General features: G+C 64.3%; 12 protein-coding genes. 6 read left to right on the top strand and 6 right to left on the bottom strand.

Annotation, left to right across the window (positions count from 1 at the left end):
• The first annotated feature begins 117 nt into the window (after positions 1 to 117).
• The 5 genes from GC088_RS13435 (at position 118) to GC088_RS13415 (ending at position 7,754) form a co-directional block, all read left to right on the top strand.
• A complete protein-coding gene (locus GC088_RS13435; RefSeq protein WP_323959493.1) occupies positions 118 to 1,356 on the top strand; it encodes an ROK family transcriptional regulator in 1,239 nt (412 codons plus the stop codon).
• A 93-nt stretch (positions 1,357 to 1,449) separates the two neighbouring features.
• Complete coding sequence (locus tag GC088_RS13430) at positions 1,450 to 2,817, top strand: extracellular solute-binding protein (protein WP_323959492.1); 1,368 nt, start codon at positions 1,450 to 1,452, stop codon at positions 2,815 to 2,817.
• A 134-nt stretch (positions 2,818 to 2,951) separates the two neighbouring features.
• Entirely contained in the window at positions 2,952 to 3,806 is an 855-nt protein-coding gene (locus tag GC088_RS13425; RefSeq protein ID WP_323962085.1) for a carbohydrate ABC transporter permease, read from the top strand.
• The gene (locus GC088_RS13420) at positions 3,803 to 4,684 is read left to right on the top strand and encodes a carbohydrate ABC transporter permease (protein ID WP_323959491.1); all 882 of its coding nucleotides are present in this window, start codon (positions 3,803 to 3,805) and stop codon (positions 4,682 to 4,684) included. The genes GC088_RS13425 and GC088_RS13420 overlap by 4 nt, the downstream gene beginning before the upstream one ends.
• A 4-nt stretch (positions 4,685 to 4,688) precedes the next feature.
• A complete protein-coding gene (locus GC088_RS13415) occupies positions 4,689 to 7,754 on the top strand; it encodes an alpha-mannosidase (protein ID WP_323959490.1) in 3,066 nt (1,021 codons plus the stop codon).
• Positions 7,755 to 7,872: 118 nt separating this feature from the next.
• On the opposite strand, the gene GC088_RS13410 is transcribed toward GC088_RS13415, so the two are convergent.
• The 3 genes from GC088_RS13410 to GC088_RS13400 are packed head-to-tail and all read right to left on the bottom strand — an operon-like array spanning position 7,873 to position 9,721.
• Complete coding sequence (locus GC088_RS13410) at positions 7,873 to 8,814, bottom strand: cytochrome c oxidase assembly protein (protein WP_323959489.1); 942 nt, start codon at positions 8,812 to 8,814, stop codon at positions 7,873 to 7,875.
• Entirely contained in the window at positions 8,781 to 9,263 is a 483-nt protein-coding gene (locus GC088_RS13405) for a DUF2243 domain-containing protein (protein WP_323959488.1), read from the bottom strand. The genes GC088_RS13410 and GC088_RS13405 overlap by 34 nt, the downstream gene beginning before the upstream one ends.
• Before the next feature lie 8 nt (positions 9,264 to 9,271).
• Positions 9,272 to 9,721 carry a hypothetical protein gene (locus GC088_RS13400; RefSeq protein WP_323959487.1) on the bottom strand — a complete coding sequence of 150 codons (450 nt, stop codon included), beginning with the start codon at positions 9,719 to 9,721 and terminating at the stop codon, positions 9,272 to 9,274.
• 519 nt (positions 9,722 to 10,240) lie between these two features.
• Here GC088_RS13400 and GC088_RS13395 point away from each other — a divergent pair.
• Entirely contained in the window at positions 10,241 to 11,707 is a 1,467-nt protein-coding gene (locus GC088_RS13395; protein WP_323959486.1) for a S8 family serine peptidase, read from the top strand.
• A 120-nt stretch (positions 11,708 to 11,827) separates the two neighbouring features.
• On the opposite strand, the gene GC088_RS13390 is transcribed toward GC088_RS13395, so the two are convergent.
• Genes GC088_RS13390 through GC088_RS13380 form a run of 3 tightly spaced genes read right to left on the bottom strand, consistent with a single transcriptional unit; the run spans position 11,828 to position 16,256 of the window.
• Complete coding sequence (locus GC088_RS13390; RefSeq protein ID WP_323959485.1) at positions 11,828 to 13,735, bottom strand: glycoside hydrolase family 13 protein; 1,908 nt, start codon at positions 13,733 to 13,735, stop codon at positions 11,828 to 11,830.
• Positions 13,735 to 14,661, bottom strand: a complete 927-nt coding sequence (locus GC088_RS13385; protein WP_323959484.1) for a sugar ABC transporter permease — start codon at positions 14,659 to 14,661, stop codon at positions 13,735 to 13,737. The genes GC088_RS13390 and GC088_RS13385 overlap by 1 nt, the downstream gene beginning before the upstream one ends.
• Positions 14,661 to 16,256 carry an ABC transporter permease subunit gene (locus tag GC088_RS13380; protein ID WP_323959483.1) on the bottom strand — a complete coding sequence of 532 codons (1,596 nt, stop codon included), beginning with the start codon at positions 16,254 to 16,256 and terminating at the stop codon, positions 14,661 to 14,663. Before GC088_RS13380 ends, GC088_RS13385 begins: the two co-directional genes overlap by 1 nt.
• Positions 16,257 to 16,289 lie beyond the last annotated feature (33 nt).

The following is a 16,289-nucleotide window of genomic DNA, read 5'->3' as shown; positions in this document are numbered from 1 at the left end:
CCCGCTGCGCCCGAGTCTATCGACGTGCCGGATTCCGTGCTGAGATACAACTGTAAGATCAGGCAACCAGTAGCCCTGGCAATGACCCTGGCGAAGACCCTGGCAATGACTCTGGCAATGAGAGGTTCGCACGTGCGCCGTGGCACCAACCTTCCCCGCATGGGGGACTTCAACCAGAGCGTCATCCTTGACGCCATCAGGCGCTCCAGCGAGGGGCTCAGCCGGGTGGAACTGGTTGAGCTGATCGGTCTGTCCCCGCAGGCCGTCTCCAACATTACGCGCCGCCTGCTGGCCGAGGAGCTCATCGTCGAGGCCGGCAAGGCGGGTTCCGGTCCCGGAAAGCCGCGCACCATCCTGCGGATCAATCCCTCGGGCCGCTTTGCGATCGGAGTGCACCTGGACCCCGCCGTCATGACGGTCCTGCTGATGGACCTGATGGGAGTGGTGCTTCAACGCCGGGTCCGGGAAACCCCGGTGGAGACCGAGCCGGCCCGAATCATCGAGATCATTGCCGATGAAGTGCGGGCGCTGATCGAGGAGTCTTCAGTCGATCCCGCCCGTATCGAGGGCATCGGGGTAGCGCCTCCCGGGCCGATCGACCAGCCGGCGGGCGCCGTCGTCGACCCTCCCCTCCTGAGGGGGTGGAGCCGGGTGCCGCTGCGGGACGCGCTGGCCGAGGCCACGGACATGCCCGTCTTCGTCGAAAAGGACGTCACGGCCGCGGCTGTTGCGGAGATCTGGGCTGGCGGCCACGAGAGCACCCGCAGTTTCGTCTTCGTCTATATCGGCACGGGTATCGGCAGCGGCATCGTGGTTGACGGCGAGGTGTTGCGCGGGACGTCCGGGAACGCGGGCGAGATCGGGCACATCGTCACGGATTCAAACGGACCCGAATGTTCATGCGGCATGCGCGGCTGCATTGCCGTCACGTGTGATCCGCAGTCGTTGGTGCGCGAGGCCGAGGCCCTCGGCGTCCTGAACGGGGAGCGCCACCGCAACGGTGACGTGGCGGACGGGCTCCTGCGGCTGTGCGCCATAGCCGAGGAGGGCAACGAGCTGGCGAATGAAATCCTCGACCGGGCCGCCGTCCGTACCGCCCGAGCAGTCTCCGTGGTCACCAACCTCCTGGACGTGGACCGCGTGGTTTTCGGGGGGCCGTTCTGGGAGCCGCTGGCGAAGCGCTACTTGGAAGTGATGCCGTCGTCGTTGCCGAGTTACCGGGCCGCGCGAAGCATCCATCCGCTGGAACTCGTGTCAACCAGAATCTCCGACGACGTGGCCGCCGTCGGCGCCGCCTGCCTGCTGCTTGAACAGACGCTGGGTCCCCGGGCCGAGCGCCTCATGCTCGCCCAGTGAGCGGCCAGGCACAGACCGTTGTGGCTTAAATCCAGTCGATGTACTATTCCCGGTAACGGCAAGTCTCCCGATGCCGGTTTCGAAGGAGAAACTATGCGCGGCGCCTCACAAACCCTTTCAGCAGCGGCCCTCGTCGCACTCCTCGCACTCAGTGGCTGTGCGTCGGGCGGCGGTGGCGGCACCGATGATGCAGGCGGGGAAACACTCCGCATCATCTACCAAAAGACCGGCGATGAATCACCGCTGGACACCCTCATGCAGACCACCAAGGAACAGTTCGAGGCAGCCAATGAGGGCGTGACCGTCGAACTCGAACCGGTCGAGGGCACCGACGAGGACTACAACACCCGATTGGCACTCTCGCAGCGCTCGCCGGACACTGCTCCCGACGTCTTCTACGAGGACACGTTCCGCCTCCGTTCCGACGTTGAGGCCGGCTATCTCCTCAACCTGGACGAGCACCTGGCGGGCTGGGACGAGTGGGACAGCTTCAATGAGGCGGCAAAGGAAGCAGGCAAGGCCGACGACGGCAGCACCTACGCGGTGCCCCTGGGCACCGACACCCGCGTGATCTGGTACAACAAGCAGGTCCTTCAGGACGCCGGCGTCGAGGTGCCCTGGCAGCCCGAGAACTGGGACGACCTGCTCGAGATGGCCCGTGCCGTGAAGGAATCCCAGCCCGACGCAGTGCCGTTCAGCATGTATGCGGGAACAGGCACCGGCGAGGGCACGGTCATGCAGAGCTTCTACGAACTGCTGTACGGAGCCGAGGACGGCGGGCTGTACGACGAATCGTCCCAGAAGTGGATCGCCGGTTCCCAGGGATTTGTTGACTCGTTGGCCTTCCTGAAGACCCTCTACGACGAGGAACTCGCCGTAACGCCTGCCGAAGCGCTGGATCCGAACGTCTGGCAGACAGTCATCGGCACCCTGCTGCCCGAGAACCGGATGGGCGCCACCGTCGAAGGTTCCTACGCGCCGTCGTTCTGGCAGGAAGGCGGGCAGTTCGCGTGGCCGGAATACGGAGACGTCATGGGGGTTGCGCCGTTCCCCACGCAGAACGGCCAGGAGCCGGGCGCGGTGAGCATGTCCGGCGGCTGGACGCTGGCCATCGGTGCCGGAACTGAGAATCCGGACCTCGCATTCGAGTTCCTCACCACCGCGATGAACCAGGAGAACCTGCTCTCCTACACCATCGACAACTCACAGATCGCAGTACGCACGGACATTGCCGAGGCTCCCGAGTACCTCGAGGCCAATCCGTTCGTCGGCGCTGTATCTGAAGTGGTGGACGTGACGCACTATCGCCCAGCCACATCGAACTACGCCGAAATCTCCACCGCGATCCAGGAGGCCACGGAAGCCGTGATTACCGGCGGCGCTACTCCTGAAGAAGCGGCAGCAACCTACGACGAGACGCTCAAGTCCATCGTCGGCGAGGAAAACGTCGTGGAGGGATAGCCATCTCGTCCACGGTGACGTCCAGGGGCTCGTCGTCCGGCGTTCAGCGCCGAACCCCGCGGAGGACCAACAGACAGGAGCGGGAGCGCAACGGACGGGCCTCCCGCTCCGCTTCGTGGTTCTTCCGATCCGCGCTGAAGCTGGTGCCGCTCGCGCCTGCCCTCATCCTGATCGGGATCTTCCTGGCCGGACCGATCGTGTGGTCCTTCTACGGGTCCTTCACCAACGCAGCCCTGACCGGAGTCAACGCAAAGAACCCTGAGTGGATCGGACTCGACAACTACACAGCGCTGTTCTCCGACCCGCTGTTCCCGCAGTCGCTGCTGCTCACCGTCGTCTTCGTGCTCGTTTCGGCCGTGATCGGACAGAACTTCCTCGGACTGGGGCTGGCGCTCCTGATGCGCAGGGCGCATCGGGTGGTTGCCGCCGTCGTCGGTGTTTGTGTTGTGGCGGCCTGGGTGCTGCCGGAGATCGTGGCCGCCTTCGTGGCGTACGCATTCTTCTTCCGGGACGGGACCCTGAACCAGCTCACCGGGCTGGCGGGTCTTCCCGCGGTGGACTGGCTGTTCGAGCATCCGATGCTCGCGGTGATTCTTGCGAACATCTGGCGCGGAACGGCGTTCTCGATGATGGTGTACCAGGCAGCGCTGAATGACGTGCCCAAGGAGGTCACCGAGGCCGCCGAAATCGACGGTGCCGGCCGCGGGCAGACCCTGCTCTTCGTGACCGTGCCGATGATCCGGCGCAGCATCGCCACCAACCTGATGCTCATCACCCTGCAAACACTCGCGGTCTTCACGCTCATCTACGTGATGACGGCCGGCGGGCCCACCAACCGCTCCACGACGCTGCCGATCATGGCGTACGAGGAAGCCTTCCGCTACAGCGATATCGGGTACGGGACGGCCATCGCCGTCGTCATGCTCATCATCGGTGCCGCCTTCTCGCTGGCCTACATCCGGCTGCTGCGGGAGAGGAAGGCGTCATGACCGCTTCAACGGGCACGACGACTCTATCGGGCACGACGGCGGCGCGAGCGTCGGGCAGGCGGCGAGGCGCGCCCAGCTGGCTGGCCAGCGCTGTCCTCGCACTGATCGGACTGTGCTTCGTGGTCCCGCTGAGCTGGCTGGTGCTGGCGTCACTCGATGCGGAGGCCACTTACGAGACCCAGGTGCCGTCATCGTTCTCGCTGGCCAACTTCACCGAGATCCTGACGCCGGAGCAGACGTTCGGGCCGCTGCTCAACAGCGTGATTCTCTCGGGCGGATCCGCGGTGATCACGGTGATCGCGGCTGTGCTCGCGGCGTATCCGCTGTCTAGGTTCAACACGCGGTTCAACCGGCCGTTCCTCTACACGGTGCTGTTCGGGACGTGCCTGCCGATCACCGCGATCATGGTGCCCGTGTACAGCCTGTTTGTGCAGCTGAACCTGCTCGATTCGCTCGCCGCGACGACGTTCTTCATGGCTGCGACGTCGCTGCCGATGGCCATTTGGATGACGAAGAACTTTATGGATTCGGTGCCCGTGTCCCTGGAGGAGGCGGCGTGGGTGGACGGCGCGTCCGCCATGAAGGCGCTGTGGCACGTGGTGGTGCCGCTGATGCGTCCCGGGATCGGCGTGGTGTTCATCTTTGTCTTCATCCAGGCATGGGGGAACTTCTTCGTCCCGTTCATCCTGCTGTTCTCGCTGGAAAACCAGCCGGCCGCCGTCAGCATCTTCCGGTTCTTCGGGCAGTTCGGAACCGTTGCCTACGGTCAGCTGGCGGCTTTTTCCATCCTGTATGCACTGCCTGTCATAGTTCTGTACGTCCTCGTCTCGCGCGTGTTCGGTGGCTCATTTGCCATGTCGGGCGCCCTGAAAGGCTAGATCCATGCACGACAACCGGCTCCTGGTCGAGGCCCGAATCCTGCGCTTCCTCACCGAGCGGCTTACCCCCGCCGTCTGGCCGGTCGGCGTTCCTCTGGAAGTTTCGATGTGGCAGGCGCCGGGGGAGCCCGTGCCGTTTTCGCAGGCGGTGCTGGAGCGGTTCGAGCCATTCGTCATCGGATCCGTCTGGGGGCGGCCGTGGGGGACCACGTGGTTCCGCTTCGCCGGGACCGTGCCCGAGGAATGGGCCAAGAAGGACGGGTTAACCGTCGAGGCGGTAGTGGACCTCGGCTTCACGACGACGATGCCCGGGTTCCAGGCCGAGGGGCTGGCCTACGCGCCCGACGGCACGGTGATCAAGGCGCTTGAGCCGCTGAACATGTGGGTGCCCCTGGATGCGAAGCCGGGTGACGCCGTCGAGTTCTATGTGGAGGCGGCGTCGAACCCCAATGTGATTGAAGGGTTCGACTACCAGCCCACGCCGCTGGGTTCGCTGTCCACGGCCGGATCCGCTGCTCTTTACACCTTCCGCCGGGCTGATGTAGCGGTGTTCGACCGGGAAGCCTGGGAGCTGGGGCAGGACATCTGGACGCTGAACGGGCTGATGCACGAGCTGCCCGTCGATCTTCCGCGGCGGCACGAGATTCTGAGGGCCCTCGAGAAGGCACTCAACGCCGTCGACCCTTCCGACGTTGGGGGGACGGCAGCCGCCGGCCGGGCGTGCCTGGCCGGTGTGCTGGCGTCGCCGGCCTATGCCAGTGCGCACCGGGTGCATGCCGTTGGCCACGCGCACATCGACAGTGCCTGGCTCTGGCCGGTACGGGAGACCGTCCGCAAGGTGGCGAGGACGTTCTCGAATGTGCTGGAGCTGATGGAGCGGAACCCGGACTTTGTCTTCGCTGCGTCGTCGGCGCAGCAGTATGCCTGGCTGAAGGAGCACTATCCGTCCGTCTTCGAGCGGGTGGCTGAGAAGGTCCGGTCGGGGCAGTTCGCGCCCACGGGCGGTATGTGGGTGGAGTCCGACACCAACATGCCCGGTGGTGAGGCCATGGCACGGCAGTTCGTGGCTGGGAAGCGGTTCTTGCTCGAGAACTTCGGGGTTGAGCCGGAGGAAGTGTGGCTGCCGGATTCGTTCGGGTATTCGGCGGCGTTGCCGCAGATCGTGCGTGCGGCCGGGTCCCGGTACTTCCTGACGCAGAAGATTTCCTGGAATGAGACGAACCTCTTCCCGCATTCCTCGTTCGCGTGGGAGGGCATCGACGGAACGAAGGTGTTCACGCACTTTCCGCCCGTTGATACCTATAACTCTGAGCTGTCGGGAGCGGACCTTGCCCGGGCACAGCGGCACTATCGGGAGAAGGGCGTGGCCAACACGTCGCTGGTTCCGTTTGGCTGGGGCGACGGCGGTGGCGGTCCCACCCGCGAGATGTTGGCTGCGGCCGAGCGGACGGCGTCGTTGGAGGGGTCACCGACGGTGAAGCTGTCTTCGCCGGCACGGTTCTTTGAGGAGGCGTCAGCGGAGTACCCGGAAGCTCCGGTCTGGTCGGGGGAGCTGTATCTCGAGTTCCACCGGGGCACGTACACGTCGCAGGCCCGGACCAAGCATGGAAACCGTCGGTGTGAGCACCTGTTGCGGGAAGCTGAACTGTGGTGCTCCGTGGCGGCGGTGCGGAGCGGATTCGCTTATCCCTATGACGAGCTGGAGACCGCCTGGCACACCGTCCTGTTGCAGCAGTTCCATGACATCCTGCCGGGCTCGTCCATCAACTGGGTGCACCAGGAAGCTGAACGGAACTATGCGGCGGTCGAGGCGAAGCTGGAGTCGCTTATCACGGCGGCGTTGAGTGCGCTGTTGGGTTCGGGATCCGCGACCGTTGCCCTGAATGCCGGTCCGTACGGTGTCGATGGCGTGCCGGCGCTGGGAGGTGCGGGCGTCGGAGGCGAGAGCGCTGGGGGCGCAGGTGCGCTGGAAGGTGCGGTGTCGTCGTCGTCGGCTGGTTTCGAGCCGCGGCCGGTGGGTTCCGGCTGGGTCTTCGAGAGCTCATCGTTGCGACTGACGGTCGACGAGAACGGCCTGTTCACCTCACTGGTGGCCGGCGGGCGTGAGGTCATTCCGGCGGGGTTGCGGGCGAATGTGTTCCAGTTGTTCCGGGATACGCCGAACCAATGGGATGCCTGGGACATCGACGAGCATTACCGGTTCAACGTCACCGAGCTTGTGGATGCGGCCGCGATTGAGGCCGTTGGTGCGGTGTTGCGGGTGGAGCGGGTTTTCGGGAAGTCGCGGTTGGTGCAGCGGATCTCGCTCAGCGCTGACGGTACGGCGGTGGACCTGTCGATCGAGGCAGATTGGCACGAGCAGCAGAAGCTGCTGAAACTGGCGTTCCCGGTAGAGGTGTTGTCTGATACGGCGTCGTCCGAGATCCAGTTTGGGCATATCCGTAGGCCTACGCATTCGAACACTTCGTGGGATTCTGCGAGGTTTGAGACGGTGGCGCATCGGTGGACGCATGTGGCGGAGCCGGGGTTCGGTGTGGCGTTGGCGAATAACTCGACGTACGGCTACGACATCACGCGGGCATCTTCCCCGTCAGGTGTCCCTTATACGTTGATGAGGGCGTCGTTGTTGCGGGGACCGCTGTTTCCGGATCCGCAGGCGGATCAGGGCGCGCATTGTTTCGAGTTCTCGTTGAGGCCCGCGTCTGGGATTGCTGAGGCGGTGGCTGAGGGATATCGGTTGAACCTTCCGTTGCGGAGGGTGTCCGGTGTTGAGCTGACATCGGTGGAGCCGATGGTGACGGTGTCCAGTCCGGCGGTGGTGGTTGAGGCTGTGAAGCTGGCGGAGAACCGTAGCGGCGATGTTGTGGTTCGGCTGTACGAGGCGTTTGGTGGGCGGGCGTCGGCTCAGGTGGTGCCTGGGTTCGAGTACTCCTCGGTTGAGGTGACGGATCTGCTGGAGCGGGAGGTGGAAGCGGGGTGCCTGGGGGTGACCGACGGTGTCCTCGGTGACCGCGGCCTGACGCTTTCGCTGCGACCGTTCCAGTTGGTGACGTTGCGCTTCCGGAGGTAGCCCGCTGTCGGCTGGACGCTGGGGCCGGGGTTCCCCTGCCGCGTCGTCAGTGCCACGATGGTGGCCATGAGCGAAACATCCCAGGAAGACGACCACGGCCACGACGCACGCTCCCGTCCTAAGACTCCTGACGAGACCAGCGGTAACCAGGATCTGCAGGCTCTTTCCCATCGGCGTCAGGACGCCGAGGAGAAGCTGAACGAGCGCCACGACGGAGACCACGAACAGGCTTGACTCCGTCGGTGCTGTGGCGCCGCCACGTTGCCGAGTACCAACCAGCGAACAGCAGGACGATGAGCATCACGTCAACCGCATCGCCGCCGTAGTACATCAGTTGGGCGCCGATCCGTGCATCAGCCTCTTCAACACCGGCAGGCGGGTTGGCGTACAGCCATTTCGCGAGGATTGAGTGCACCGCGATAAACACGATGAGCACCGCTGACCGCAGGCGCATCGACGTTGGATGGGGATTGGGATCCACTCCTACCAGCGACGCCGCGAACACATAACCGGCCAGGAGAATATGGGCATGCACGAGTGCATGAATCACCGGCGACGCGTGCATCAACGGGTAGAGATCCGTGGCGTACAGAGCCCACAATCCGCCACCGTTGAGCACCAGCGCAGTCACGGGATGCGCTGCAACGCGTACCAAGGGGGACCGCAGCATACGGGCTAGGGCCTTCGCGGCCGGAACCGGTAAAGCGCGCAACCCCACGGTTATCGGCCCCGCCAGCACGAGGAGCACGGGGGCGATCATCCCAAGCAGAAGATGCCCCGTCATGTGGGCTGTGAAGCTCGAATGGGCAGCCTCGGCCACCGGACCAACAAGCCCAGCACCGGCGGCCATCAGGCCGAGATACCAGAAGAGCGCACGGTGAACCGGCCACCGGCCGCGCTCGCGCGCCACCCACAGCGCCATCCCATAACCACTCGCGGCGGCGGTGAGAACAACAAGGATTACGACGTCGGACGCCGGCCAACTGAGTGGACCGGACGAGGCGGCGCCATGATTCAGGTGGTCCATCACACGCGTGCCCGGGCATGGCGGGTCCGCCATAGGACGAAGGCGCCGAGCAACAGGACTATTACCGCAGAGCCGATCCATACGACGTCGTACAGCAGCAGGTCCACGTTGTAGCGGATCTGATGGATGCCGAGGATCTTGTGGTTGAGCACGCCGTCCAGCAGTTGAAATAACCCAACACCGGCCAGCACAGCACCCGTCCAACGCGCCCACACCACTTCAGCGCGGCGACGCACGTCGGCAAGCAGGAACAGGCCCCAGATGGTGATGAACCAGCCGAACGCGTGGAAGAAACCATCGACGGTTAATGCCACCTCTGTGGTGGAGAGGTCATAGAAGTGATGCCAGTGAAGGGCGAGGTGGAAGATGAACAGGTCGATCATCGACGCCGCGATGCCGCATCCGAACAAGAACCCGGAAAGAATGGTGCCGCGGTCCGGCTCGAGGCTCGAGGCGTTCTCGGGAGGCTTCACAGTGGACATACGTCTCCTTAGGTCCCGTCTTTCTGCGTCCACATGAAGTAACCCGTCGCTGCGATGGAGAGGGCGAAGGGAATCGCCAGCAGGACCGCAGCGGTTTGCTCGTTCGCAGCGATCAGCAGAGCAGCGCCGAAGAGGAGGGCTGCCCCAAGCCAACGAGGCAGAACACCCGAGCGGAGGATGAAGATGCCGATCAGCACAAACCCCACAATCAGCAACAACATCCCGGTCACAACAAAGTAGGGCATGCCCCCGAAATCCCCGCCATGGAGCAACACCTGAATCGACACGCCTCCAAGAAGGACAAGGAACCCTGCCGCGGCGAACAGGAGCCCGGATTGCACGGTTCGAGGCGACCGTCCTGAACGCCGCGCAACAAGGATCAGGCCAATGACGCCCACTGCCACCAGGACGGCCGACACAGCCTGCAGGCCGGTGACTAAACCAGTGGCCTCCCGCATTGCCCTCACGCTGCATTCGTCTCCGATGCATCCTTCCGGAGCCAGCGAATGAAGCACCACACCCGACGCAGACAGCAGACCGCCCAACATCGCCGCAGGCCCGGCCCACCGCGGGAATCGTTGGGTCGTCGTAGTTTCAGTTCCCGAAGTCATCAAAGACCACCATCGAATAAGGAGACCCGGTGCAAAGGCTTCCCCATAGTCACCCGCTGTCGAGCGGCCGTCAAGGGTCGGCTGCAGTGTATCCAGCCCAATAACGACGGCGGCACGCACCGTGGATAGCCGCGCACCCTTTCCTGCAAGCGAAGACGCAGTTTTCGGTCACCCAGGGCAGTATTCTCCAATGTCTTTCCAAGATCCGATGGGTAGCTTTATGCTCACCTTTACCTTGGAGATGGCTGATCATCGAGGGGTCGAACGTTACAACGCCCGGGCCTTTGGCAGCCCAACCGAAGTTCCCCCCACGCTTCCTTCGAGCGTCCTGGACGTCCGCACTCCGGCGGACTCGAAAGGTGAGTTATGCGTTCCTCACTCCGCGCCTTCGCCGCAGCAGCAATCACAGCCGTAGCCGTCAGCTCCGTTGGTCCCGTCGCCGCAACAGCGGCACCTGCCGGCGACGAACAGCAGTCGCGCTACATCGTCCGGTATGCGCCGGGCACAGACGTCGCAGCCGCGGCAACCTCCCTTCGCAAATCCGGCAAATCGGTCGGCAAGACCTTCTCGACCGCCGTGCGCGCAGCCGTCGTCACCACGACGCCGGCACAGGCAGCTTCGCTCGCTGCTTCCCCGAACGTCGTTGCAGTGGAGAAGGACATGCCCGTCCGCATCTCGGCCACCCAGACCAACGCTCCGTGGGGGCTGGACCGTAGCGACCAGCGCGCCCTCCCGCTGTCCACCACCTACACTCCGCCGTCTGCAGGTTCCGGGGTGAATGTGTACGTCGTGGACACCGGTGTCCTTGCCTCGCACACCGACTTCGGAGGCCGGGTGGCGGTGGGTTTTTCAACGATCGCTGACGGGCGTGGGTCGTCGGACTGCAACGGTCATGGAACCCATGTGGCCGGCACCGTCGCCGGAGCAAAGTACGGCATCGCGAAGTCCGCAACTGTAGTCCCTGTCCGGGTTATGGCTTGTGACGGTGGCGGATTCACGTCGGACGTCATCGCGGGCCTGGACTGGGTGGCTGCCCATCACGCGGCCGGCACTCCCGCCGTCGTAAATTTGAGCCTCGGCGGCGGTGCAAACTCAACCGTCGACGCAGCGCTGCAGAACGTCATCAACGACGGCGTGACGGCGGTAGTTGCGGCCGGAAATGAGACCGCCGATGCCTGCGGAAGCTCGCCCGCACGCCTTGCTGCCGCCCTGACTGTTGCAGCCAGCGACTCGTCCGATCGACAGGCTCCCTTTTCGAACTTCGGCTCGTGCGTTGACCTCTATGCGCCCGGCGTGGGTATCGCGTCGGCGTACCACACGTCGACAACGGCGGTCGCGTCCCTGTCCGGTACCTCGATGGCGTCACCGCACGTTGCCGGCGCGGCAGCGCTGCTGCTTTCCCAGAACCGGTCACTCACTCCCGCCCAGGTCGCATCCAGCATCAACGGAAGCGCCACCCCCGGAGTAATCTCGGCAGCCTCCGCCGGTACCGCGAACCGGCTGCTCTTCACCGGCACCGCAACTGGTACGGGGACCGTTACGACGGCGACCAAGCCTTCCGCAGCCACGCGCGTGACCGCGACTGCCGGCAGCAGGTCCGCGAAAGTCAGCTGGACCAAGGGTAGTGACGGCGGCTCACCGCTGACCGGCCAGACCGTCCACGTCTACTCGGGCACCAGCAGGATTGCGTCGCTCTCGGTAGGGGCATCGACCTCCAGCGTTACCATCTCCGGTCTTTCGTCCGGGCGGTACTACTCGTTCAGTGTGGTAGCCACCAACAAGCTCGGCAGCAGCCCTGAGTCGGCACGGTCCAACACGGTGCGGGTGTACTAGGGGGTCCGACCGGCCAACTCCTGGCGAAGCAGTAGCCACATAGACCCGTTGCCCGGGTGCAGAACCGTTGCCCAAACGCCACGGCCTCTGCACCCGGGCAACGGGTTTGTGCCTGAGGAATTAGGTGGAACCTGGCACGACGACGCCGGGCAGCTTCCACAGGCCCACAGCCGGACCGCCACCACTGAAGGTGACAGCATCGGCGTCCCAGGCAGCCTCGAGATGGCCGGAACTCCAAAGGTTAGATGGGGTACCGATGCCGCCCAAGCCGAGCAGCGTCAACGGCAGGCGCACACCTTCAAAGCCAGCCCGGGCGGCCACCACCAGCACCGACTCTGAAACGTGCTCACGGATGAACGCGAGCACGTCGCCCTTCGCGTACAGCCAGCGCAACCCGCCGAAAACCAACGCCGAAATGTCCCGGCGCAACTGCCCAAGGGAGGCAACGGCGTCGTACTGGTCTGTGTGGGCCCGCGACAGGGAGTCCCACGGCATCGGCGTCCGCGAATGCTCACCGTTGACACCCTCAAGGCCAAACTCGTCGCCGGCGAACAGGGTGGGAATCCCGGGCATCGAAAACAGGATTCCCAAGCCCACGAGTTGGCTGCCCGGGATCATGACCGTCGCCGCACGCGCGGTGTCGTGGGTATTCACCGCAATCATGTTCTGCGTCCGCACCTGCCATGGAAACGCCGCAGCGAACACGGAATGAAGCTCAACAAACTGCTCTGCCGGAATCCGATTCGGGCCGGGCAGGGGAGTCCCGAAGAAGTTCACCTGATCAGCAGAGTCACCAGCTAACCACTGCCACAGCGGCCGCGTGAAGTTGGAGTACGTCATGGCGCCATGCCAGGTGTTGCCGTCGAAGTCCGCGGCCGCATCGTTGGCGGACTCGGCAAGCAGTAGCGCATCGGGCTTCACCGAACGCACCGTGTCGCGGACCGCCTGCGCAACCGAACGGTTCAGGTCGACGTCGCCATGACGGCCGGTCATATTCGCAACATCTATCCGCCAGCCGTCCAGGTTGAACGGCGGCTGAAGCCAACGCCCCACAACTGAATCGGGACCGCTCACGAAGCGCTCCCGAAGCGCCTGGGAACGCCAGTCCAGCTTCGGCAGGCTCGGCACCCCGAACCAGGCCGCATACTCGGAACCGTCTTCCGAAAAGTAGTAGAAGCCCGCCTCCTGCGATTGCGCGTCGGTCTGCGCCAGCCCGAACCACTCGTGCGCGTCACCGGTGTGATTGGTCGTCAGATCACCGATCACCTTCAACCCGCGGGCATGGGCGGCAGCAACCAACCGGATCAGTGCCTCGTCCCCACCCAACACTGGGTCGACCATCGTGAAGGTCGACGCGTCGTACCGGTGGTTGGACCGTGCGGGAAAGAACGGCGTCAGATAGAGCACCGTCCCACCCGTCGACGCGATGTGGTCCAGCCGCTCGGTAATCCCGTCCAGATCTCCGCCGTAGAACTGGTATGGCGTATCGACGCCGGACGCCTGCACGGGTTCATCCCAGTCACACGGCACTGCCCAGTCGGGGACCTCGCGGGAGGAAGCCGCTGCCGACCGGCCGAACCGGTCTGGAAAGATCTGGTAGATCACCCCACGACGGGCCCACTCGGGCGCCGGTTCGAAGCAGGTCAGACGGAAGTCATGAACGTCCGGAGTGTCCCGCTCAAAATGCCCTTCCGCGTTGAGCCAGTGCCAGGCGGAGCCGGCAGCGTCCGCCACTTCCAGCAGGAACCGGTACTGGGTCACTGGGTTCACCAGCGTGAGCGATGCTTCCCACCAGTCCCAGCCGTCGTCGTCGGAACCAGGCGGCGAACCGGGCACTGCAAGCAATGAAGCCGAAAGCAACGACGCCTCGTCGTAGTGCGGCTCCGCATCCCGCAGGGACCGCACAAACACCCGACGTACGTCCCCGTACGCACGCGGCACCCGGATCCGGACCGGCACCACCGAACCCAGCACCGGCGCGGCAGGAACGTACAGCGCCGAACCGTCGTGGTGGGGGAGGACGAACATCAGCCCTTCACCGAACCGGCGGCAAGCCCGTTCACGATGTACTTCTGCAGGTAGAGGAACAGTGCCATCACTGGCAGCGCGGCAAGGACGGCTCCGGCGGCGAACACGCCCCAGTTTTCGGACCGCTGCTGCCCGACGTAGGAATACAGTCCGACCGCGAGTGTCTGGCTGTCCGGATCCGTGAGCACCACGCTCGCAATCACGAACTCGCTGCTCAGGCCTATGAAAGCCAGCAGCCCCACGACCGCGAGGATCGGAGTGACAAGCGGCAGGATGATCGTGAAGAACACCTGGACGTGACTCGCACCGTCAATGCGCGCAGCCTCATCGAGCGACGCCGGAATGGTGTTGAAGAACCCGTACATGAGGTACGTGTTCACCCCGAGCGCTCCGCCGAGATACACCATGATCAGCCCCAGCTGGCTTCCCAGCCCCAGCCACGGCACCACATCGGTGATGAAGTTCAGCAGCAGGAAGATTGCGACGACGGCAAGCAGCTGCGGAAACATCTGCAGGATGAGCAGCGACAGCAGGCTGACCCTGCGGCCCCTGAACCGCATGCGGCTGAAGGCGTACGCGGCAAGCGCACCCAGGAAGACTGTCGCCACAGAGGTTACGACGCCGATCACCAGCGTGTTGAGGAACCACTTGCCGAAGGGGCGGTTGGGATCGCTGAACAGCTGCTGGAAGTTGCCGAAGTCGATGCGGCTGAAGAGAACGTTGGACCCGGCCATCGTCCCGGTTGAGTTGAACGCCGCGGACAGCACATAGAGCAGCGGGAAGACGGCAAAGGCGGTGGTGAGGACACCCACCAGGTGACGCCAGCCCTTCTCCCGGAACCAGGCTCCGAAGGACTGCTTGCGCTGGGAGGGGGTTGCCGGCGTCGTGCCCGTTGCTGTGTTGTCCAGGAGTGTCTCGGTAGCCATTAGTGGATCTCCTCAAGGGCCTTGGTCTGCCGGAAGCTGATGATCGAGATCGCGGCAACGATGAAGAAGATGACGATGGAGAGGGCGCTGGCCAGGCCGTAGTCACGCCCCACGCCGCTGCCGAACGCAACCTCGTACACCAGGGTGATCAGGATGTCTGTGGCACCGACGTTCACTGTGGTGTCCGGAAGCCTCGGACCGCCGTCCGTAAGCATGTAGATCACGTTGAAGTTGTTGAAGTTGAAGGCAAAGCTGGCGATCAGCAGCGGTGCTACGGAAACCAGGAGGAGCGGCAGCTTGATGGAGGTGAAGATCTTCCACGGGCCGGCGCCGTCCATGCGCGCAGCCTCGTTGACGTCTTCGGGCAGTGACTGCAGGGCGCCGGTGCACACCAGGAACATGTACGGGAAGCCGAGCCACAGATTCACCAGGAGCACGCTGAACTTTGCGAGCAGCGGATCGGTCAGCCATGGAATGTTGGCCCCGCCGAAGAACGTATTGTTCACATAGCCGAACTCGGGGTTCAACAGACCCGACCACACCAGGCCCGCCAGGAACGCGGGGAAAGCGTAGGGCAGGATCATCAGGATCCGGTAAATCTTCTTCCCGCGCAGGTTGGGCAGGTTGAACGCGTTGGCGAGGAACAGGCCCAGGGCGAAGGTGGACAGCACCGAGACCAGGGCAAAGGTGAAGGTCCAAAGCGTGACCTCCAGCAGTGGTCCGCGGATGTTCTCATCGGTGAAGGCCTTCGCGAAGTTCGCGAATCCGACGTCGATCTTCCAGCCTGTGCTCAGTTCCTCGCCGTCCTCGGAGACAAACGTGCCCTGCCCGGAATCCGCGTAGGTGGTCCCGGTCTCGGTGTCGGTGAAGGTGTCGGCGGCCTCGTCGTATTCGAGCGTGGGGCTGAAGACGTAAGCGGTGGAGCCGTCGCTCGTCTTCAGCGTGCCGTCATCGGGATCGTCGGAGAACGGGACGCTGAGTGCGAGGATATCGGCCTGGTTGGCGAGAACCTCGTTGAACTGCAGGGTGCGATAGCCGTCGAGGCCGGTTGCCTTACCGGTGCCGTCGGTTGCGGCGTTCGACACCTCCTCCAGGGGTTCCTCCGCGCTGCCGATGCTGACCCCGCCGTCGGGATCCGTGGCCAGGAAGTGGAACTCATTGTCCTGTTCGAGGATGGTGACGCGATAGGCGGGGGAGTCCGGCACCCGCTGCTGGGCGGCCGACTGAATCGCCGCAATAGCGTCTTCCTTGGTGCTGTTGTGGCCGTCACCGTAGTTGGTGAACGCGACGTAGCCGCTGAAGACCATGACGAAGACCTGGAAGATCAGCAGGAAGAAGACGCCGGGAGCCAGGTATTTGGCAGGCAGCCCGCCGCGTCGCAGGTAGATCCAGTTGATGAGCAGGGTGACGCCGGCCGCCAGGACCAGCACCGCCCACTTCTCCTGCAGGAACAGGACTATGAGGACGTAGACCGCAAAGGCGTCGACGAGGCCAAGCAGGATGATCTTCGCCAGAAGGCCGGCAAGGGAGTCGGAGGGCCGAAGGGTGCGGGGCTGTTTCCGCGTAGGGGTGCGTGTCAGTTCGGTGGTGGGCATGGGCCGAAGCTTTCGTTCAAAGCAGTGCAGGAG

It is taken from the genome of Arthrobacter sp. JZ12 (genome assembly GCF_035189165.1).
Taxonomy (GTDB): domain Bacteria; phylum Actinomycetota; class Actinomycetes; order Actinomycetales; family Micrococcaceae; genus Arthrobacter_D.
This window is presented reverse-complemented; position numbering and strand designations above follow the sequence as displayed.